This is a genomic window from Peribacillus sp. NJ11 (genome assembly GCF_030348405.1).
GTDB lineage: Bacteria > Bacillota > Bacilli > Bacillales > DSM-1321 > Peribacillus.
This window is the reverse complement of the sequence record NZ_JAUCFO010000001.1, coordinates 1,310,768-1,333,169: the sequence shown is the minus strand read 5'-3', so window position 1 is coordinate 1,333,169 and position 22,402 is coordinate 1,310,768. Positions and strand designations below refer to the sequence as shown.

Genomic DNA, 22,402 nt, shown 5'->3' with positions numbered 1-22,402 from the left:
TTCATTCCATCATTAAAAACAAAAACGCTCCGCTTACAATAAAAGTAAGGGAGCGATATAATTTAATCATTGTGTCCTTTTTTAAGGAGCCCAAAAATGATTCTACAAATTTCGCCTCAAAAAGTCAAGGGCGATTATTTATTTCTCTTTATCTTCATCCAACTCTTCTTCGTCTTCATCTTCGTCCTCATCATCTTCCAGGACAAATGCATCATCTTCAATTATTTCTTCTTCCAGATCGTCATCATCATCCACGTCATCATCCAAAAGCACTTCGTCGATAACTGGAGAACCTAGGATATCATCATCGTCGTCATCTTCATCTTCGTCCAGATCATCGACATCTTCGTCAAAGTCAAGATCTTCGTCTTCAAGTTCATCGAAATCGTCGATAACGACAGCAGCCTTTTTAGCTTTCTTTTTCTTTTTAGGTTTTACAACATGTACAACTTCTTCTTCGATTTGGTCAACTGGGTACCATGTTTTCAATCCCCAGCGGTTGTCTCCAAGTGAAGTGAAGCGGCCATCCACATTTAAATCCGTGTAGAATTGTGCGATTTTTTTTGCCACTTCCGCTTTTGATAAATGGTGCAGCGAAGCTAATTCACTTATTAATTCTTTAAATGGAATCGGTTCATTTCTTTCCACTAACAAATCATATGCCATCTCAATTAAGGACATTTCCAATAATTGCTCTTTTGAGTGTTGTTTTAAACTCAAATTCCGCACTTCCCTTCTCTATTCAAACACTGAAATCCGTGTTTTTTCACATAAAAAAATAATCTAAAACAGTATTTCGATAAAATAACGACAATTCCTGCTAGACATATACTCCATTATAAACAATCTAAATGGGTTTATGCTAGTTCTATCTGATACTTTCACAGATTTACCTTAAGGTCTCTCGTTCACAGGACTGAAAAATCATTCATTTTCTTTTTTCGGTTTCTGACGATAGGCTGCCGTAAAAAAGACAACAGTCAGGATAAAAAAAGAGATGGCACCCAATTGATGCTCATACAGCTCAAATAAAATAATGATGGCAAGAATGTAACCTATGATCAATCCAATCATTTTCAGGTTCATTTTCTCAACTCCAATAGGGCTGATTCTTCATTTTTGCCCCTTTTCCAAATAATTATAAGGTAAAATCTTCATTTTGTTAAAAAAGACGGAAATTATTTAAAAAAAGAGGCCCCTAAACTTCGGAGCCCCCTTCTTACACTACATATTTCTTCGATATTGACCGCCTACATCGTATAGCGCCCTGGTTATCTGGCCCAAACTGGCCACTCTCACGCAATTCATGAGTTCAGCAAAGATATTTTCCCCATTCATGGCAGCCGCTTTCAGTTTTGTCAGGGCTTCATCAGTGAACTCCTTATTTCTTTCCTGAAATGCCTGAAGGTTGATGATTTGCCCTTCCTTCTCTTCTTTTGTTGCACGGGCAATCTCCATGCTGTTCACAGCTTCTTCAGAAGGAGGGTTTGGGTTCAAATACGTATTGACCCCAATGATCGGCAATTCACCCGTATGCTTTTTCATTTCATAATGCATCGATTCATCCTGGATTTTCCCGCGCTGATACTGTGTCTCCATTGCACCCAACACACCGCCTCGATCATTGATGCGATCGAACTCTTGCAGTACAGCCTCTTCAACCAGATCCGTCAATTCCTCTACGATGAAGGAACCTTGCATCGGGTTTTCATTTTTTGAGAGCCCATGCTCCTTTGTAATGATCATTTGTATGGCCATTGCCCGGCGCACGGATTCTTCTGTAGGCGTCGTGATGGCTTCATCGTACGCATTGGTATGCAGGGAGTTACAGTTGTCCTGCAGTGCCATTAAAGCCTGAAGTGTCGTTCTGATATCATTAAAATCAATTTCTTGCGCATGTAGGGAGCGCCCTGAAGTCTGTATATGATATTTCAGCTTCTGGCTACGTTCATTCGCACCATATTTATCCCGCATGACTGTAGCCCAAATCCTTCTTGCCACCCTGCCGATAACCGTATATTCCGGATCCAGTCCATTCGAGAAGAAGAACGACAGATTCGGGGCAAAGTCATCAATATTCATTCCGCGACTTAAATAATATTCAATGTAAGTAAAGCCATTCGCTAATGTAAAAGCCAGCTGTGAAATGGGATTGGCACCCGCTTCTGCAATGTGATAGCCAGAAATGGATACAGAGTAATAGTTCCTGACTTTCCGATCGATGAAATAAGCTTGAATATCCCCCATTAATCTTAAGGCAAACTCCGTAGAGAAGATGCATGTATTCTGGCCTTGGTCTTCTTTCAGAATATCCGCTTGAACAGTTCCGCGTACTGTTTGAAGAGTATAAGCCTGCACTTCTTCAAGTTCGGCTTCCGTAAGGGGACGGCCTAACTCTTCTTCTTTCCGTTGAACCTGCTGATCGACTGCAGTATTCATATACATGGCCAAAATGATTGGTGCCGGTCCATTGATGGTCATGGATACAGAGGTCGAGGGGTGGCATAGGTCAAAGCCTGCATACAGCTTTTTCATGTCATCCAACGTACAGATACTGACTCCGCTTTCCCCTACCTTTCCATAGATATCAGGCCGGTGATCAGGATCCTCTCCATATAGAGTTACAGAATCGAAAGCCGTACTTAGCCGTTTAGCATTATCATCCTTTGACAAATAATGAAAACGCCTGTTGGTTCGGTCGGGCGATCCTTCGCCGGCAAATTGCCGCTTCGGGTCTTCCCCTTCACGCTTGAATGGAAAGACTCCCGCTGTGTAAGGAAAGAAGCCCGGAACGTTCTCACGGAATACCCATCCTAAGATCTCTCCATAATCAACATATTTAGGCAGTGATACTCTCGGAATCATTAATCCTGATAAACTTTTTGTTTTCAGCTTCGTGATGATTTCTTTATCCCTGACTTTCGTTACAAACTGTTCCCCCGCATACTTTTCCTTTAAATCCATCCATCCAGAAAGGATTTTTTTAGATTCAGGTGATAAATTTGAAGCGGTTTCTTTTTTCAATTTTTCTAAAGAAGCCACCATGTCTTCGTTATTCTCATTTTCCTTAACTGCTTCAATTGCTCCTTCAATCTGGAAAAGCCTGCGGGCAATACGCACTTGTTCAGCCGCACGTTTATGATACGATCTGACAGTATCACTGATTTCACGTAAATAATAACGACGATCAGTTGGAATTATGACATTTTGCTTGTAAACATCCGCTTCTTTCGAAAAGGCGGTACTCCAATCCGTCCCTGATTTTTCATTAAGCTTTTCAATCAGGGCAGCGAATAAAGCATTGGTGCCTGGGTCATTGAATTGGGAAGCGATCGTTCCATACACTGGCATTTCAGATGGATCTTGATCAAAAAGCGTACGGCTTCTTTGGTATTGTTTTTGAACTTGGTTTTTTGCATCTTCGGAGCCTTTGCGCTCATATTTGTTAATGACTATCAAGTCTGCGTAATCAATCATATCGATTTTTTCAAGTTGGGAAGGCGCACCGAATTCACTCGTCATTACATACATGGATACATCGCATATCTCGGCAATTTCTGCATCTCCCTGACCAATTCCACTCGTTTCAACGATGATTAAATCGAAGCCAGCTGCCTTCACGACTGAAATGGCATCCCTTATCGCCAAAGACAACTCACTTTTTGAATGACGCGTGGCCAAGCTTCGCATATAAACACGCTCTGAAAAGATCGCATTCATTCTAATCCTGTCACCAAGCAGGGCACCGCCTGTTTTTTGTTTGGTCGGGTCGACAGAAAGAATGGCGACTTTCTCGTCTGGAACTTCGTTAATGAACCTTCGTATCAATTCATCTGTCAATGAACTTTTTCCAGCGCCGCCCGTCCCTGTAATCCCAAGGACAGGAACCTTCTTTTCCGAAGTCTTGATCTGCTCAAAAAGACTCTCCACCGCTGCTGCCGATTCCTGGGAAGCATCGAGTCTATTTTCAGCAAAGGTAATGAATTGGGCAATGGCATTTGTCCCCCCTGCGATCAATTCATCAAAACGTTCCTGTAAAGATGGTTTGACAGTCGAGAAATCACACTCCTCCATCAATACATTTATCATGCCTTGAAGCCCATATTCCCGACCTTCATCGGGAGAAAAGATACGGGCAATCCCATAATCATGGAGTTCCTTAATTTCCCTCGGGATGATGACCCCGCCTCCGCCGGCAAAAATTCGAATGTGCTCGGCTCCCTTTTCCTTCAGTAGGTCATACATATATTTAAAATATTCCACATGCCCACCTTGGTATGATGACATGGCTATGCCCTGAACATCTTCCTGGATGGCCGCATTCACGATCTCCTCCACCGAACGATTATGACCTAGGTGAATGACTTCTGCCCCGCTGGACTGAAGGATTCTCCTCATTATGTTGATAGATGCATCATGTCCATCAAATAAACTCGAAGCTGTAACGAATCTGATATGGTTCTTCGGTTTATACACTTTGACTGTACTCATTTGGCTCCTCCTTATTGAAACATATTTATATCAGTGCTTCTGAAGCGATACATTTTGAATCAATAATTGCGTCTGCAGTTCAACATACTCTTGAAGCGTATACTGTTTATGCAAAGCCCATCTTCTAAAACTCCACATCTGTCCCTGAACGAAAATGTTATGTGAAACAAGGCTTATTTGTTTTTCAGTCAAAAATAGCTCCCCATTCTCAACACATTTCGTTATCACCTTTTCGAACATGCCCACCATCCGAAGTTCCTTGTTCAGAACATAAGGTAAGGCATCTTTCGTCAAAGCTTTCACTTCCTGATACATGACCAGCACTTCGTCCTGCATATCATCCATCACTTTATAAAAATAGGCGATCGTCAGCTTCAAACTTTCAAGTGTCCCATCACTCTGTTCTATTTCTTTCTGAAGTTTTTCCTGGACTTCATCATAGATAAAGTCACAGACGAGATATAATATATCTTCCTTGGTTCGGATATACTCGTATAACGTGCCGATACTAAAGCCGGCCGCTTTGGCGATTTCCCTGGTAGTCGTACGATGAAATCCCTTTTCCTTAAAAAGGGTCACCGCTCCTTTAATCATTTGTGTACGCCTTTTTTCAACCAGCCGCTCATCCTTTACAGATGCAAGAACCTCTCTTTTTTCCATTTTCAAACTCCTTTTAAAAGCCCATCATTTAATTACCAAAGACATTCTTCCGAATAAATTGAAAAGGGAATTCCGGTAAGGGAAGTACCTTATCGGAAAACCTCAGTTTCAATCCTATTTAGTAACCATCCGTGAGATGACCAGCTTTTGAATTTCCTGTGTACCTTCGTAAATCTGGGTTATTTTCGCATCGCGCATATACCGCTCTACTGGATAATCTTTTGTATATCCATAACCCCCGAAAACCTGGACGGCTTCTGTCGTCACTTTCATTGCTGTATCCCCGGCAAAAAGTTTGGACATGGCCGACTCTTTTCCATAAGGAAATCCCTCTGATTCCAACCAGGCAGCCTGATAGGTTAATAGCCTGGAAGCTTCGACACCCGTTGCCATATCCGCCAATTTAAAACCGATTCCTTGCTGTGCAGAAATTGGCTTGCCGAATTGGACGCGCTCTTTTGCATAATCAACTGCGGCATCCAATGCACCTTGGGCTATTCCTACGGCCTGGGCAGCAATTCCATTCCGTCCGCCATCAAGTGTCATCATCGCAATTTTAAAGCCTTCCCCTTCCTCTCCAAGGAGATTTTCTTTAGGAACTCGGCACTCATCAAAGATGATTTCCGTGGTCGGTGATGAACGGATTCCCAGCTTCTTCTCTTTTTTACCAACACTAAAACCAGGGAAGTCCTTTTCAACGATAAAGGCACTCGTTCCTTTTTGTTTGGATTTTGGATCTGTCAATGCAAAGACGACATATGTATCCGCAATCCCACCGTTCGTAATGAAGATTTTTGAACCGCTGATAATATATTCATCACCTACAAGCTTTGCAGTCGTTCTCATACCGCCTGCATCTGAGCCTGAGCTGGGTTCAGTCAGGCCGTATGCACCGATTTTTTCACCCTGTGCCATCGGGCGAAGGTATTTTTGTTTTTGTTCTTCAGAACCAAATTTATATATTGGCCATCCTGCGAGCGAAGTATGGGCTGATAAAGTCACCCCAGTAGAAGCGCAAACGCGGGAAAGTTCCTCAATCGCTATGCAATACGCTAAGTAATCACTTCCAATTCCGCCGTATTCCTCAGGCCATGGAATCCCAGTCAATCCAAGTTCAGCCATTTTATCGAAGATCTCACGGTCAAACCGTTCTTCTTCATCCCTCTCGGCAGCTGTCGGAGCCACTTCATTCTGGGCAAAGTCGCGGACCATTTTTCTGATCATTTCATGTTCTTCCGTTAATTTAAATTGCATGGCTATGCCCTCCAAAATTTATCGTAATTATAGATTCTTACTGATGACCATTCTCTGTATTTCGCTGGTACCCTCATAAATTTCAGTTACCTTTGCATCCCTGAAATAGCGTTCGACCGGATATTCCGTTGTATATCCATAGCCTCCGAACACTTGGACTGCTTCTATCGCCACCTCGACAGCCGTCCTCGAAGCGAATAGCTTAGCCATGGCCGCCTCTTTACCGCACTTCAATCCCTGCGAGCGTAAATAAGCCGCCCGATAGACCAGTAGCCTTGAAGCTTCTATGCCCGTTGCCATTTCAGCCAGTTTAAAACCAATTCCTTGCTGTTTCGCAATAGGTTTGCCGAATTGCACCCTGCTTTTTGCATATTGGACGGCATGTTCCATGGCACCCTCAGCAATTCCCAGCGCTTGGGCAGCAATCCCGATCCTTCCAACATCCAAGTTGGCCATTGCAATCTTAAAGCCTTCACCTTCTTCGCCAAGGAGATTGGCTGCAGGGACTTTCATATCCTCGAACGTTACCTGCACGGTGCTCGAGCCATGAAGACCCATTTTACGTTCATCTTTACCGATGATTAAGCCTGGGGTCCCTTTTTCCACGATAAAAGCTGATATTCCCTTGCTTCCCATCTGCGGATCGGTTGAGGCAAAAACAATGAACACATCAGCTTCCCCGCCATTTGTGATGAATACCTTTGATCCATTTATTCGATATACTCCGTCTTCCTTTACCGCCTTTGATTTCAAACTCGCAGCATCCGAACCTGAGCTTTGCTCAGTTAAGCAAAAGGCGCCAAGAAATTTACCAGCAGCTAACTTAGGCACATATTTCTGCTTCTGCTCATCCGTTCCAAAATAAACGATTGGATTTGTGCCAACAGAAGTATGAACGGACAGTATGACACCGAGAGTGGGACTTACTTTGGAAATCTCATTGATGGCGATGATATAAGACATGAAGTCCATACCCGTGCCACCGTATTGTTCCGGGATAGGGATTCCCATCAAACCAAGCACACCCATTTTTTGCAGTATCGTTTTTGGAAATTCGCCTCTTTCCATTGCCTCGATATGAGGGGTAATCTCATTCACCGCAAAGTCGCTTACCATCTTCCGTATCATTTCCTGTTCTTCGGTAAACTTGAAATCCATTCCTTCACTCCTTCCTAGGTGTAAATTCTTTCTATGATTAGTTATATTCGTAAAAGCCGCGTCCTGATTTCTTGCCTAGCCACCCAGCTTTTACATATTTCCTTAACAGCGGACACGGTCGATATTTATCGTCACCCAGTCCTTGGTGAAGGGTTTCCATTATGTATAAGCATGTGTCGAGCCCAATGAAGTCAGCTAGTGCAAGCGGGCCCATCGGATGGTTCATTCCCAGCTTCATTACATCATCGATCGCCTCTTTAGTAGCGACGCCCTCGTAAAGTGTATAGATGGCCTCATTGATCATCGGCATTAAAATCCTATTCGCTACGAAACCTGGAAAATCATTGACTTCCACCGGCACCTTGTTCAAGGTTTCTGCCATCTTTTCAACTTCTTTATAAACTTCATCCGATGTAGCAAGGCCACGAATGATTTCAACCAGCTTCATGACTGGAACGGGGTTCATGAAATGCATGCCAATTACCTTTTCAGGCCTTTTCGTGGCTGCGGCTATCTCGGTAATCGGAAGCGAAGAAGTGTTGGATGCAAGAATGACGTGCTGTGGTGTGATTTCATCCAACTCGGCGAATATTTTCGTTTTTATTTCCATATTTTCCACTGCAGCTTCAATCACTAAATCCACCGCTGCTGCATTTTTCAAATCCGTCGATGACGTCAAGCGGGAAAGGATTGAATCTTTCTCCCCGGATTCCATTTTCCCTTTTTCAACTTGCCGGGAAAGGTTCTTGGTGATTGTCCCTAATCCCTTTTCTACATATTCATCTTTTAAATCGTGTAAAAGAACTTCATAACCGCTCATTGCACAAACCTGGGCAATGCCAGATCCCATCTGTCCCGCACCAATGACCATCACTTTTTGAATGCTCATGAAAATCCCTCCTCAATAAAATCTATGAAACTATCATCCTTGCTTCGGCACTTCAATTAAAATGGCATCTCCCTGACCGCCTCCACTACAAATCGCTGCGATGCCCAAACCTCCTCCGCGGCGTTTCAATTCATGCATCAGTGTAATGATGATGCGGGCACCACTTGCACCGATTGGGTGACCTAATGCTACAGCCCCTCCGTTAACATTCACTTTTCCCGGCTCAATGTTGGCAATTTTCCCACTTGCCAGTGCAACCGCTGCAAATGCTTCGTTCACTTCAAATAAATCAATTTCCTCTATCGATTTACCTGTCTTCTTCAGGAGTTCATTTATGACCAAACCTGGCGTTTTAGGGAAGTCCTTTGCTTCCACTGCCACTTCTGCATGAGCTAAAATATAGGCAAAAGGCGTTTTCCCTTCTTTTTCCGCACGTTCCTCACTCATCAATACGAGTGCACCTGCCCCATCATTGACACCTGGAGCATTACCTGCCGTAATGGTCCCCTCATTATTGAAAGCTGGACCTAATTTAGCTAACTTCCCGGCAGATGTATCTTTTCTTGGGGCTTCATCATGTTCGATGGTAATTGGTTCGCCTTTTCTCACGGGCACCTGTACGGAAATGATTTCTTCTGCAAGAATACCGCCATCGATTGCTTTTATCGCCTTTTGATGACTCTCGTAAGCCCAGCTATCTTGTTCCTCACGGGTGATTTCAAGATCCTCTGCAGTACTGTTTCCGTAAGTCCCCATATGAGCGCCTGTAAAGCTGCAGCTAAGTCCATCCGAAATCATGGTATCCTTCAGTTCGCCATCACCCATCCTTAGTCCCCACCTTGCTTTCGGAAGGATATAAGGCGCATTGCTCATCGATTCCATTCCGCCGGCAACAATGATTTCTTCTTCACCAAGGCGAATGATCTGATCAGCAAATGTGACACTGCGAAGTCCTGATGCGCACACTTTATTAATGGTTTCCGTTTTCACTTCCCAAGGCAACCCAGCATGACGTGCTGCCTGGCGGGAAGGTATTTGTCCTTGGCCCGCTTGAAGCACATTCCCCATGATGACCTCGTCTACTTGGCTGCCTTCAATCCCTGCCCGAACAAGTGCCTCTTTGATTGCTATTCCACCAAGTTGTGATGCCGTCAAACTGCTAAGACCACCGCCAAATTTACCAAAAGGTGTTCTCACACCGCTAATAATCACTGTTTTTGCCATCATTATTTCCCCCTATAAGTAACATTGATTGAACGCTCGCTCAATATGGAGTTAAAAAAAATAGTGTTGTAAGCGCTTAATATTATTCTATATTATACAATTTTCCCAAAAATGAAAATATTTAGTTTGTAAATATTGAAAAAAATTACCTGCTTCCATTTGTTTCATCCCATATAGAAGAAGCAGGCAATTCCATTTTAAATTAAGATGCAATCGATTTATTTTCACCAATGACCGCTTTTTCGAGTAGTTCTGCTACATCATACGTTTTAACATTTTCCTCAACTTCTTTTGCTTTCGTCCCATCAGATAGCATGGTCAGGCAATAAGGACATCCGGAACTGATCACTGTTGGACTGACGGCTAGTGCTTGTTCAGTACGGGCCACATTAATGCGGTTACCCGTTTCCTCTTCCATCCACATCAAACCGCCTCCAGCTCCACAGCACATACCCTTTTCACGGTTACGCTCCATCTCGATAAGTTTCACACCATCAATTGATTGTAAAATTTCACGCGGCGGGCTGTAAACTTCATTGTACCTTCCCAAGTAACAGGAATCGTGGAATGTAATGGTCTCATTCACCGGATACTGTGGCACCAACCTGCCTTCACTAACAAGTTTGGCTAACAATTCAGTATGATGGTACACTTCCGCTTCCAACCCGAAATCCGGATACTCATTCTTAAAGATATTGTATGCATGCGGATCGATCGTAACGATTTTCTTTATTTCATTCTTCTGGAATTCTTCTATATTTTTCATTGCAAGTTCCTGAAAAACAAACTCATTACCCAATCGACGAGGAGTATCCCCTGAGTTTTTCTCCTTATTTCCGAGAATCGCAAACTTGACGCCCGCTTCATTCATTAATTTAGCAAAGGAAAGGGCAATTTTTTGGCTTCGGTTATCGTACGACCCCATTGAACCCACCCAGAATAAATACTCGAATTCTTCTTCTGCCTTTTGCAATTCCTTCACTGTAGGGACGCTAACATCTTCCCGAAGGCTTCGCCAATCTTCTCTCTCTTTACGGTTCAGTCCCCAAGGGTTCCCTTGACGTTCAATATTTGTCATGGCACGTTGAGCATCAGGATCAAGTCTGCCCTCTGTCAACACTAGGTAACGACGCATATCGATGATTTTGTCGACATGTTCATTCATTACCGGGCATTGATCTTCACAGTTCCGGCATGTGGTACAAGCCCAAAGCTCTTCTTCCGTAATGACTTCACCAATCAGGCTCGGGCTGTAAGCTTCCGTTGCTGCAGCTGATTCCTGAGCCCCCTGTGCGGCACCAGCCAAAGCTATCTTATTTCCCTTGTTATTTCCAAAAACAAAAGATGGTACCCATGGCTGCTTCGTTGTAACAGCAGCGCCTGTATTTGTTAAATGGTCACGCATCTTGATGATGATATCCATCGGTGACAGCATTTTACCGGTACCTGTAGCCGGGCACATATTCGTACAGCGCCCGCACTCCACACAGGCATAGAGGTCCACCATTTGATACTGCGTCAAGTCTTCGATATATTTGGCACCGTAATATTGATTGCCTTCTTTGTCGAGGACCTCTTCTTCCAAATCAACCGGTTTCAATTTCCCCGGGTTGTCCAGGCGATTCAGGAATACATTTATCGGACCGGCAATCAAGTGAGCATGCTTAGATTGCGGAATATAAACAAGGAAAGATAATATGATCAGTAAATGCAGCCACCAAGCTACATAAAAAACGACTGTTGCTGCTGTTGTTCCCATCCAGCCGAATAGGAAAGCGATGCTTGATGCGACTGGCTCTGACCAAGTTGCATCGTGTCCATGCCAGATCATTCCCATTCCATTCCCCAGTAATACGGTAATCATGATACCGGTAATGAAGATGACAACCAAACCTGCTTTAAAATCCCTTTTCAAGCGAACGAGCTTCTCGACATAACGACGGTAAGCCGCCCATAGGATTGCAACAAGAACGGTAAGCGTCACTATTTCCTGGAAGAAAGTAAAGGCTGGATAAACAGGGCCAAACGGTAAATGCCACCCCGGTCTTAAACCTTTGACGAAAAAGTCAATTGCGCCAAATTGCACTAAGATGAAACCATAAAATAACAAGGCATGAATGATTCCGCTCTTTTTATCCTTAAAGAGCTTCTTCTGTCCAAATACATAAACCCCTATTTTCACAAGACGATCTTTCACACGGTTATCGAATTCCACTTTTTTGCCAAGTTTTATATAAGCTATACGAGTTTTTATCAAATAGACAAATAAACCGGCGGCGTAAGCGATTACAAGCAGGAATGCAACTAAGTTGATCCATAGTAAGCCATTCATTTCCATGCAGTCTTTCCCCCCTCTAAGTAAATTGTAAATGCCAGGTAACCATCTAAATAAAATAGAAAAATGGCATTTTTCTGAAATTTGATTAATTCCATTATATAATGAATGAGCATTCAGTCAACTTTTTTCTTTCTAAAAAAAATTTAGTTTACTGCACATTAATGTATAATTCGACAATTCCGTAAATTACCCTTCTGTATTCTAAAAAAAATGAGAACCCTTTCCCCCGCTTTTTAATGGTTACTAACAGGGAATTTGAGCCAAACTAAAATGAAATCATTTAGGGGGGATTTTTTTTGAAAATAATCACTAAGCTTGCCTCTATATTTTTATTGATCTTCACTTGGTGCTGGGTTGATCTTAAGTTAGGGCATAAGCGTTATATGAAACAGGCAACCAACGTTAAATATCCGCCTCGGAACAGTGACATGACTGTATTCACTTCAGGGAAAATCCTGTTTGATGATTTTATGAAAGAGGTCCAGCAAGCTAAGGATTCCATCCATATCCTTTTTTATATTGTGAAAAATGATAAATTCAGCAAGGACTTTTTGAATTTACTGCAATCAAAAGCGGAAGAGGGCGTGGAAGTGCGGCTTTTAGTCGATTGGGTAGGAGGTAAAAAGATGTCCCGCAAATCCATTCAGGAACTAACTAAAAGCGGCGTTCATTTTTCTTTTAGCTTTAAACCGAAACTCCCCTTCCTTTTCTATACAATACAAAAAAGAAACCACCGTAAAATTACAGTGATAGACGGCAAAATCGGCTATCTTGGCGGCTTTAATATCGGTAAGGAATATATAAACCAAGGGGAGAAGCTGAACCCTTGGAGAGATTATCATTTGAAAATGACCGGAGAGGGGGTCAGGGACCTTCAGGAAGTCTTCCTCACGGATTGGTTCCATGATACAAACGAGGATTACAGAAGAACACCTGCCTATTTCCCGACACTGAATCCCGGGTCGCAGGCAAATCAGGTTGTTGTCACGAATGGAAGTGATCTTGAATTGGCCATGACACGATTGATTCAGCAAGCCAATAAAAAAATCATTATCGGGACTCCATACTTCATTCCCAGTGAAACTTTATTTCACGAATTAAGGGAAGCCCTTGCACGCAATGTTTCCGTTACGGTGATCGTGCCCGAAAATTCAGACCATGCCCTTGTCAAGGAAGCTTCCTTTCCCTACTTTCGGGTACTATTAAAAGAAGGGGCAGAAATCATGCAACTTCAAAAAGGGTTCTACCATTCCAAAGTGATACTGATTGATGATACAATCTGTGATATCGGTACGGCTAATTTTGATAAACGCAGTTGTTTTTTAAATGGTGAAATCAATTGTCTGGTATTTGACCCGACATTCATAAGAGATGTAGAAAAGGAATTGGCGGACGACCTAGCTGAATCCAAGCCATTAAGCGGGGACGCACTATCCTCCATGAATGTAGTCCGTTCAATAAAAGAATCGTTGGCTTCCATCCTATCCCCTTTTCTTTGAAATCCCATTGTTCAAGGAGAAAATATAATGAAAATAAGATTTGGTTTCGTATCCAACGCCACCTGTTTATGGGAAGCTTCTCCAGCTAAAACACTTACTTTCAAGCGATATAGCACACTTGGCACGGAAAAAGGGATGGAAAAACTCCTGAGTGTGACACGGCAGAACATTGAAAATACCTTAAGGGTCCTTCAATATAACACCGCCCATCAAGTAGAAATATACCGGATGTCCAGTTCCATTGTGCCTTTAGCCACACATCCCGAAATAGAATGGGATTTCGTGACTCCTTTCAAAAAAGAGTGGAAACAGCTTGGGGATTGGGTTACTGCACACAAGATGAGGGTCAGTTTTCACCCCAATCAGTTTACGCTGTTTACCAGCCCTAAACCCGAGATTACACAAAATGCCGTAAAAGATATGGAGTTCCATTATAAAATGCTGGAAGCAATGGGCATTGCGGACACCTCTTTCATCAATATCCATGTCGGTGGGGCCTATGGTGATAAAGAGTCCGCCATAGTAAGGGTTCATGACAACCTTAAATCGCTTCCTGTGCATGTCAAGGAAAGAATGACTTTGGAGAATGATGATAAAACCTATACAGCATCTGAAACCCTGAGCGTATGTAAGAGGGAAGGCATCCCACTTGTATTCGATTACCACCATCATCTCGCAAACCTTTCAGATGAGCCGCTTAACGAGCTGCTCACCGAGGTGTTCACCACTTGGAGTCAGGCAGGGGCGGTACCAAAGATTCATATTTCATCCCCAAAATCGGCAGGTGAATTTCGCTCGCATGCCGATTATATCGATTTGGACTTCATCATGCCCCTTTTTAAAGTTCTTAAAGAGCTTGGACAGGACGTGGATTTCATGATCGAGGCCAAGATGAAGGACCGGGCAATGCTGCAGCTGATTGAAGATATAACTAAGGTTCGTGGTGTAAAAAGGGTGAGTGGCGGTGCAGTCGAGTGCTAATTAACCTAAAAAAAAAAGCGGCTGTTTCGCTAGAAACAGCCGCTTTTTCCATTACATTTTTTCCGGTGCCGAAACCCCGATTATAGCTAATGCATTCTTTAAAGTAATTTGGACGGATTTAACCAGTCCTAGACGTGCCTTACTTCTCTCCAACTTTTCAACATCCAAAACCTTATCGGCATTGTAGAAGCTGTGGAACGTGGAAGCGAGGTCGAATATATAATTCGTCATGCGGTGAGGCATACGTTTTTCGGCTGCTTCCGCTATTGCCTGCGGGAACTCACCTAATTTCTTCAATAGCTCCACTTCTTTTTCAGTAGAAAGGGAAGAGAAATCAGTGATTCCTTCATAGCTGATCCCTTGTTCCACACCTTGGCGTAAAATGCTGGAAATGCGGGCATGAGCATATTGTGCATAATAAACCGGGTTATCATTGGATTGTGATACCGCAAGATCCAAATCGAAGTCCATATGAGTATCCGCACTTCTCATCGCAAAGAAATAACGTGTTGCATCCAGTCCTACTTCATCAATAAGATCACGCATCGTAACTGCTTTACCAGTTCGCTTACTCATCTTCATTTTCTCGCCATCCTTGTACAGGTGAACAAGCTGGATGATTTCCACTTCAAGCTGCTCGCGTTTGTACCCTAATGCTTCGATCGCTGCTTTCATACGCGGGATATAGCCGTGGTGGTCCGCACCCCAGATATTGATCAACGTTTCAAAGCCGCGCTCCAATTTATTACGGTGATAGGCAATATCAGGTGTCAGATATGTGTAAGACCCATCCTGTTTAATAAGCACCCGGTCCTTATCATCGCCTAATTCCGTAGAGCGGAACCATGTAGCCCCTTCTTCCTCATAGACATGGCCCCTTTCCCTCAACACTTTGAGTGCTTCATCAATTTTACCGTCTTCATATAGGGATGTTTCCGAGTACCATACATCAAATCCGACACGGAAATTTCCCAAGTCCGTTTTCAATTTTTCCATTTCATATTTCAAACCATACTCACGGAAAAATTCAAAACGTTCCTTTTCATCCGCATTTACATATTTATCCCCATATTCACTTGCGAGCGTTTTACCGATTCCAATGATATCTTCGCCATGATAACCGCCCTCAGGCATATCCTTTTCGAGGCCAAGTGCCTGGAAATAACGGGCTTCTATGGAAATCGCCAAATTATTGATTTGATTACCTGCATCATTGATGTAGTATTCACGTGAAACATCATAACCTGCTTTAGACAGGATATTACATAACGTATCACCTACTGCTGCACCACGGGCATGACCTAGATGGAGATCACCGGTCGGGTTCGCGGAAACGAACTCCACTTGGATTTTTTCACCTTTTCCAAAGTCACTTTCCCCATATGCTCCATCCACTTTCAAAATGACAGGAATCAATTCTGTCAAATAAGAATTATTCATGTAGAAGTTTATGAAACCTGGTCCTGCAATTTCTATTTTTTCGATGGACGCTTTTGAATTGTCAAAGTTTTCGATGATTGCTTCTGCTATCATTTTCGGTGCTTTCTTTGCAACCTTCGTTAATTGCATGGCCATATTCGTGGAGTAATCTCCGTGTGTTTTATCTCTTGGAAGTTCCAATACAACATTTGGAATCTGCTCTTCTGTTGCTAAACCAGCTTTAATGACTGCAGCTTTAATTTCTTCTTTCAGTTTTTCCTGTACCTCTTTTACTATATTCATGTGCTATGCTTCCTCCTTATAGGAAATCGTCATCTCATATTGGCCGGGTTCGCTTCCCTGCATATGTAACGTATATTTAAGAACAAGTTTCCCTTGTTTGGACTGCTCATCCCATTGATGATGAATTTTCTTCGTGGTCGTCCGTAACCCTAACCTGCCATATATACTTTCATAATGTCCATTTGTCGCTTCCTGTAGGCGGAAAAGCTGCCTCATTTTAATGGCACCATTTCTAAGCAGGATCGTTTCATCCTTTTTGTGCTTGATGGTCGTTTGTGTTTGACCGACTTCACTTTCCTCTTTATATTGCAAATATAAATCTGAACCTTTATACATTTTTGTACCAAATGTGACCAGCTCATACGTTTCGGTTTCTGAGCCATGCTTGATTTTTGTCTGTAAAGTCACTTTAATAGCATGCTTATCTATATCATGAAGAGTCAAAGCTACACTTCCTTCATCATGTCGTTCTTAACTTTATAAGTATAAATACTCTTCAAGGAAGTTTCAACTTGGAGCGGAAAATAAAATGTAATTCCAAAAAATTGAGGATAAACTGTCGAAATCATCTTGTTGCAATTCATTTGATTTTAACGCAATAATGACTCCATTGGGGTGGAATTAAAAAAGAGTCAATCAGGTGTAAATTCTTTTCAGGGATGGATAAAAAAAGACCATTCCTGCTAAAAAACAGGAACAGTCAAGTCTTCCATCCATTAACCTTTTTGAACCCAACCTAAAATCATTTCGCGAATCAGCTTGCTCGCCGTGTTCGCTGTCTGCTCGGATGGGTCATAAATCGGTGCAACTTCAACTAAATCGCAGCCGACTACATTAATTTCAGATCGGGCTATCTCATGAATCGAAGCTAAAAGCTCTTTTGAAGTGATGCCTCCACAATCTACGGTGCCTGTTCCTGGCGCATGCGCAGGATCAAGAACATCGATGTCGATCGTTACATATACAGGACGGCCTGCTAACTGCGGCAGTACTTCTTTAAGAGGTTCAAGAACTTCAAATTTAGAGATGTGCATGCCGTTTTCTTTTGCCCATTGGAATTCTTCCTTCAAACCGGAACGGATGCCGAAAGAATATACATTTTTCGGACCGATAAGCTCCGCGGATTTGCGGATGATGGAAGCATGGGAAAGTGGTTCTCCCTCATAATCCTCACGTAAATCTGTATGGGCATCCATATGGATGATGGCCATATCGGGATACTTTTTGTACATGGCTTTGATGACAGGCCATGTGACAAGGTGTTCGCCCCCCATCCCCATTGGGAACTTACCTGCATCCAACAAGCTGTCGACAAATTTTTCAATCATATCGATGCTGCGCTGCGGATTTCCAAATGGTAATGGGATATCTCCGGCATCAAAGAATTTAACTTCTTCTAATTCACGATCTAAATATGGGCTGTACTCTTCCAAACCAATCGAAACTTCTCGAATCCGGGTAGGGCCGAAGCGGGAACCAGGACGGAAACTTACGGTCCAGTCCATAGGCATACCGTATAGCACAGCTTCAGATTCGTCAAAAACTGGGTGGCTTTTAATGAATACATTGCCTGAATAGGCTTCATCGAATTTCATGGTCCACGCCTCCCTTATTTCACTAAATCTTGAACGAATTTAGGCAGAACGAAAGCTGCTTTATGAAGTTCTTTTGTATAATATTTCGTTTCGATTTCATGAAAACGGTCTTCCGTCACTTCTAGTGGATTATATTTTTTCGACCCGATCGTGAACGCCCAAAGGCCGCTTGGATACGTCGGGATATTCGCTAAATAAAGGCTAGTGATTGGGAATATTTCTTTTACATCACGTTGTACATCACGAATTAAGTCTGCTTTAAACCAAGGATTGTCTGATTGTGCCACAAAAATCCCATCTTCTTTCAAAGCTTTGGAAATCCCGGCATAAAAACCTTTAGTGAATAAATTGACAGCAGGTCCAACAGGTTCAGTTGAGTCGACCATGATCACGTCATATTCATTTTCACTTTTGGCGATGTGCATGAAGCCATCCCCCACTTGTACGTCTACACGCGGATCTTCAAGCATGCCTGCAATTTCAGGCAAGAATTTCTTTGAGTATTCGATGACTTTCCCATCGATATCCACCAATGTAGCTTTTTTTACGCTTGGATGCTTCAGGATTTCACGGATAACTCCTCCGTCCCCTCCGCCTACAACCAAAACGTTTTCTGGATTAGGATGAGTGAATAAAGGAACATGGGCTACCATTTCATGGTAAACGAATTCATCGCGCTGTGAAGTCATTACCATGTCATCCAACAATAGCATATTGCCCCACTCTTCCGTTTCAATCATATCCAGCTTTTGAAACTCAGTTTGCTCCGTATGTAAAGTACGATTCACTTTCATCGTAATACCAAAATTCTCTGTTTGTTTTTCAGTAAACCAAATGCTCATTTATTAACGCTCCTTTTCCATTTCATATTGTCAGTCACCTAATAGGTTCCCCAAAATCGGTATAGTCATTAGCTAGAAAAATTATAGACGAATCTAGCAGAAATGCAAGATAAATTTCGTAAATGCAGTTCTTATGTTTAAAAATTTCTTTTTTTTCCATAATAGTAATAGATAATAGATTCTTTTTCTGATAAGAGAGGTGAAAGCAATGGAATTGATTCCAAGCGAACGATTTAAAAGGACAACTAAATATGTACGGGCCTTCATTATCCTTGCCACAATCGGGCTCACTATACTCTTTGTATTGCTTCTCTCCTTACTGATTTATGCAAAAATATTAGGTCCGCCTCCTTTGGTCGTGCCGCAGTCCACGCTCTATTATAGTGATAGCGGAAATGTGATCGGGGAAACCGATAATGGCCAGAAACGTTATTGGGCCGGAATGGATTCGATTTCACCACAGCTCATCAAAGCAACTGTCGCTGTTGAGGACCGTCAATTTTACACTCATAATGGATTTGATATAAAACGGATTGGCGGTGCCATCCTTGCGGATATCAAGGCAATGTCCAAAGTCCAGGGTGCAAGCACCATTACCCAGCAGTATGCCAGGAACCTTTTTCTTGGTCATGACAAAACGTGGTCGCGGAAACTTAATGAAGCCTTTTATACGGTACGTTTAGAAATGAACTACTCTAAAAAGGAAATTCTAGAAGGCTATTTAAATACGATTTACTATGGCCATGGCGCATATGGAGCCCAAGCTGCAAGTCAATATTACTTTGGCAAGGATGCCAAGGATTTGACTCTACCTGAAGCGAGCATGCTGGCCGGAATACCAAAAGGTCCGTCAAATTATTCTCCATTGGATAACTTTGAAAAAGCGAAATCAAGGCAGAAAGTTGTCCTGCAAGCCATGAAAAACAAAAGCTACATTTCAGGAAAAAACATCGCGGAAGCGTTGCAAACATCCCTTACATTAAAGGGCGAGCACGGAACGGTCACCAATAAAACCGCTCCTTATTTCCAGGATGCGGTCAAGCAGGCTTTAAAATCACAGCTTCACTTAGATGACCGGACGATCGAGCTGGGCGGACTTAAGGTCTATACCACACTGGATGAAACCCAGCAGGATGTTGCCGAAGAGGTCCTTTCCACTACCATACCCAAGTCTTCAGGGATTCAAGCTTCGATAGTGGCAATGGATCCGGACACCGGGGAAGTCCGTGCACTGATCGGTGGTAAAGATTATACGGAGTCGCCATTCAATCGAGCTACACAGGCCGTTCGCCAGCCCGGTTCCACGATGAAGCCATTGCTATACTACTCAGCGCTGGAGAATGGTTTCACACCATCTACCACTTTAAAAAGTGAGACCACTACATTTTCTTTCGATGATGGTCACTCGTCATATACACCGCATAATTATAACCATCAATATGCGGAAGGCGAAATAACGATGGCTCAGGCCATTGCTCTTTCCGATAACATCTTCGCCGTAAAAACGCACTTGTTCCTTGGAGAACAGACCCTGGTTGATACGGCGCATCGTTTCGGCATCACGGCGAAAATGGATGCCGTTCCGTCCCTTGCACTTGGTACGTCAGGTGTAAGGGCGATTGAAATGGTGAATGCGTACAGCATTCTGGCTAACGGCGGCAAGAAGGTTGAACCCGTGTTCATCAAAAAGGTGGAAAATCAAAAAGGTGAAGTGATTTTTGATGAAAATAAGAAACCGGAACAGATTTTGGATGAGGATAAGGCATTTGTCATGACTCAGATGCTTACCGGGGTTTTCGATAAAACCTTAAATGGCTATACGAAAGTGACCGGCAGCACCATCAGCTCCCAGCTGACCCGCCCATATGCCGGCAAATCAGGTTCCACCCCGACGGATAGCTGGATGATTGGTTACACACCGGAGCTTGTAGCTGGAGTATGGACTGGATATGATCAAGGCAAAAAGATCGAGATCCCTGCTGAAAAAGGCTATGCAAAGAAAATCTGGGCTTCTTATATGGAAAAGGGCCTACAAGGTAAACCAGCAAAATCGTTTAAGGAAACGGAAAACGTAATCGGGGTAAACGTAAATCCCGTCAGTGGAAAATTGGCAACAAAGGATTGTCCTGCCTCAAGACTGACTTATTATGTTAAAGGCTCCGAACCTGTCGAATACTGTGCCGAGCACTTTAAGGGTGAAAGCCCGAAACATGCCCCAAAAGAAGAAGAGCAAAAGAAGGCACCGTGGTACAAAAAAGTCTTAAAACCATGGGGATAACGAAAAACCCCGAAGCCGGTAGCGGCTTCGGGGTTTTTCTGTCCTAGTTCCACAGTGTCTAAACTGCTGTCTTTAAGTTTACTTATTTTATCCGTTTCCTACAAGTGAATTTTTCACTAAACCTAACATTTCATCGATTAAATCAGATTCAAACCGTCAATGACTCCTTGAGCAGTGCAGAAGAGCGCTCCCACATTCCTGCATCATGGTTTTTCAGGAAGTCTGCAAGTATACGTTTGGATTTATCATCCATGTCCTCGACGATGATTTGCCGTTTCAGTGATTTATCCATCCGGTTAACATGCTCCGGAAGCGATTTATAACCGCGTCTAATTGAGCGGTCGACCGTCATTTCACAAGCTGTCACACCTGCATAGTGCGGACCATTTTGAGTGGCTTCAATGGTCACCCAAACAAGCCAGTAAGGTTTGGCATTCGGTACCTCTTCTTTAGTCTTTAAAAATTTAATTCCTTTTTCCACTGCACTCCTTGCATGCATCGCGCCGATATCGACCTCGGCTTCACCTGCATCCACATCGATTATGACCGGAGAAATATTATCGAGCGTTAAAACCCCCGCTCCATATCCGCCATGTCCTTCTGTAGGGTCATTTTTTATAATATTGAAGCCTACTTTTTTCTTTGGTTGTTCTTCCATGTTTATTTCCCCCTTTATGGTTTGTCATTTCCTATCGTTTAAAAAAGCAAAAGTGTAAAGAACCTACTCAGGACGTCGCCTACCAATGGTACAACATTGTTCAAAATCGGGCCAATTGTATACTTGCTCAGCGGTGTGATGATCAGAATCAAAAAAATCAGTGAGCCATATTGTTCATACTGGGTCATTTTTGCCCGCAAGTCAGCTGAAACCAGATCCTGTACGATCCTATAACCATCGAGCGGCGGCAGCGGTAACAGATTAAATACAAACAAAAGGATATTTAAGTTGATGAGCACCTCGAAGAATGGCTGAACGAAGAACGGTAAATCAGGTCCAACGCCTGCCGCCAGCAACCCGTAAAAAATCAAATACCCCAAAATTGCAACAAGCAAATTACTGAACGGACCGGCAAAAGAGACAAGCACCCCTGCCAATTTTGGATTCTTGAAATGAAAACGATTAACCGGTACAGGTCTCGCCCAACCAAATCCGGCTATCAATATCAACAGAGTTCCGATCGGATCCAAATGCGAAATCGGATTCAATGTGACTCTTCCTTCATTCTTTGCAGTCGGGTCACCGAACTTATAGGCTACATAGGCATGTGAAAATTCATGAACCGTAAATGCGATTAACAGTGACACAATGACATATGGAAGCTTTTCCAAAGGATAAACCAAAAACCGTTCTATTTGCTCCAAGAATTGCATCGATAGCTTCTCCCCCAATATTTATTACCGTTAGTATACATCAAAAGAGCAAGAAGTGAAAAAACTCTGACTTCCGTGTCTTGCAATTCTTTTTCCATTG

The 22,402-nt window shown here is 42.9% G+C and carries 18 protein-coding genes; 3 read left to right on the top strand and 15 right to left on the bottom strand.

Annotated features, from left to right (window positions below; translation table 11 throughout):
• Positions 1 to 138: 138 nt before the first annotated feature.
• The 9 genes from rpoE to QUF86_RS06510 form a co-directional block, all read right to left on the bottom strand.
• Positions 139 to 729 (bottom strand): DNA-directed RNA polymerase subunit delta, encoded by a 591-nt coding sequence (gene rpoE, locus QUF86_RS06550; RefSeq protein ID WP_353957649.1) that lies wholly within the window; start codon positions 727 to 729, stop codon positions 139 to 141.
• A 195-nt stretch (positions 730 to 924) separates the two neighbouring features.
• Complete coding sequence (locus QUF86_RS06545) at positions 925 to 1,086, bottom strand: hypothetical protein (protein WP_289333861.1); 162 nt, start codon at positions 1,084 to 1,086, stop codon at positions 925 to 927.
• Positions 1,087 to 1,224: 138 nt separating this feature from the next.
• A complete protein-coding gene (gene icmF / locus QUF86_RS06540) occupies positions 1,225 to 4,491 on the bottom strand; it encodes a fused isobutyryl-CoA mutase/GTPase IcmF (protein WP_289314291.1) in 3,267 nt (1,088 codons plus the stop codon).
• A 30-nt stretch (positions 4,492 to 4,521) separates the two neighbouring features.
• A complete protein-coding gene (locus QUF86_RS06535) occupies positions 4,522 to 5,151 on the bottom strand; it encodes a TetR/AcrR family transcriptional regulator (RefSeq protein ID WP_289314290.1) in 630 nt (209 codons plus the stop codon).
• A 114-nt stretch (positions 5,152 to 5,265) separates the two neighbouring features.
• Positions 5,266 to 6,405, bottom strand: a complete 1,140-nt coding sequence (locus QUF86_RS06530; RefSeq protein WP_289314289.1) for an acyl-CoA dehydrogenase — start codon at positions 6,403 to 6,405, stop codon at positions 5,266 to 5,268.
• A gap of 27 nt (positions 6,406 to 6,432) precedes the next feature.
• Complete coding sequence (locus tag QUF86_RS06525; protein ID WP_289314288.1) at positions 6,433 to 7,563, bottom strand: acyl-CoA dehydrogenase; 1,131 nt, start codon at positions 7,561 to 7,563, stop codon at positions 6,433 to 6,435.
• 37 nt (positions 7,564 to 7,600) lie between these two features.
• Complete coding sequence (locus QUF86_RS06520) at positions 7,601 to 8,452, bottom strand: 3-hydroxybutyryl-CoA dehydrogenase (RefSeq protein ID WP_289314287.1); 852 nt, start codon at positions 8,450 to 8,452, stop codon at positions 7,601 to 7,603.
• Between the two features lie 33 nt (positions 8,453 to 8,485).
• On the bottom strand, positions 8,486 to 9,676 hold the full coding sequence (locus tag QUF86_RS06515; RefSeq protein WP_289314286.1) for an acetyl-CoA C-acetyltransferase: 1,191 nt from the start codon (positions 9,674 to 9,676) through the stop codon (positions 8,486 to 8,488).
• 202 nt (positions 9,677 to 9,878) lie between these two features.
• Positions 9,879 to 12,008 (bottom strand): (Fe-S)-binding protein, encoded by a 2,130-nt coding sequence (locus QUF86_RS06510; protein ID WP_289318256.1) that lies wholly within the window; start codon positions 12,006 to 12,008, stop codon positions 9,879 to 9,881.
• A 302-nt stretch (positions 12,009 to 12,310) separates the two neighbouring features.
• Between QUF86_RS06510 and cls the strand changes: the two genes are divergently transcribed.
• Together cls and uvsE are read left to right on the top strand one after the other, a co-directional pair.
• The gene (gene cls / locus QUF86_RS06505; RefSeq protein WP_289314285.1) at positions 12,311 to 13,513 is read left to right on the top strand and encodes a cardiolipin synthase; all 1,203 of its coding nucleotides are present in this window, start codon (positions 12,311 to 12,313) and stop codon (positions 13,511 to 13,513) included.
• Between the two features lie 27 nt (positions 13,514 to 13,540).
• Entirely contained in the window at positions 13,541 to 14,494 is a 954-nt protein-coding gene (gene uvsE / locus QUF86_RS06500) for a UV DNA damage repair endonuclease UvsE (RefSeq protein ID WP_289333860.1), read from the top strand.
• A 51-nt stretch (positions 14,495 to 14,545) separates the two neighbouring features.
• Here uvsE and argS read toward each other — a convergent pair whose 3' ends face one another.
• From argS to speE, 4 genes are all read right to left on the bottom strand, one after another.
• On the bottom strand, positions 14,546 to 16,216 hold the full coding sequence (argS, locus tag QUF86_RS06495) for an arginine--tRNA ligase (protein ID WP_289314283.1): 1,671 nt from the start codon (positions 16,214 to 16,216) through the stop codon (positions 14,546 to 14,548).
• A 3-nt stretch (positions 16,217 to 16,219) separates the two neighbouring features.
• Positions 16,220 to 16,660: a YwiB family protein gene (locus tag QUF86_RS06490; RefSeq protein ID WP_289314282.1), complete on the bottom strand. Its 441-nt coding sequence runs from the start codon at positions 16,658 to 16,660 to the stop codon at positions 16,220 to 16,222.
• 272 nt (positions 16,661 to 16,932) lie between these two features.
• On the bottom strand, positions 16,933 to 17,811 hold the full coding sequence (gene speB / locus QUF86_RS06485) for an agmatinase (protein ID WP_289314281.1): 879 nt from the start codon (positions 17,809 to 17,811) through the stop codon (positions 16,933 to 16,935).
• Between the two features lie 14 nt (positions 17,812 to 17,825).
• Positions 17,826 to 18,653 carry a spermidine synthase gene (gene speE / locus QUF86_RS06480; protein ID WP_053348438.1) on the bottom strand — a complete coding sequence of 276 codons (828 nt, stop codon included), beginning with the start codon at positions 18,651 to 18,653 and terminating at the stop codon, positions 17,826 to 17,828.
• Between the two features lie 208 nt (positions 18,654 to 18,861).
• Between speE and QUF86_RS06475 the strand changes: the two genes are divergently transcribed.
• On the top strand, positions 18,862 to 20,931 hold the full coding sequence (locus tag QUF86_RS06475; RefSeq protein ID WP_289333859.1) for a transglycosylase domain-containing protein: 2,070 nt from the start codon (positions 18,862 to 18,864) through the stop codon (positions 20,929 to 20,931).
• A 148-nt stretch (positions 20,932 to 21,079) separates the two neighbouring features.
• Here the strand turns inward: QUF86_RS06475 and QUF86_RS06470 are convergent, their stop codons facing one another.
• Together QUF86_RS06470 and QUF86_RS06465 are read right to left on the bottom strand one after the other, a co-directional pair.
• A complete protein-coding gene (locus tag QUF86_RS06470) occupies positions 21,080 to 21,589 on the bottom strand; it encodes a YwhD family protein (RefSeq protein WP_289314279.1) in 510 nt (169 codons plus the stop codon).
• A 38-nt stretch (positions 21,590 to 21,627) separates the two neighbouring features.
• The gene (locus QUF86_RS06465) at positions 21,628 to 22,302 is read right to left on the bottom strand and encodes a site-2 protease family protein (RefSeq protein WP_289314278.1); all 675 of its coding nucleotides are present in this window, start codon (positions 22,300 to 22,302) and stop codon (positions 21,628 to 21,630) included.
• Positions 22,303 to 22,402: the final 100 nt, after the last annotated feature.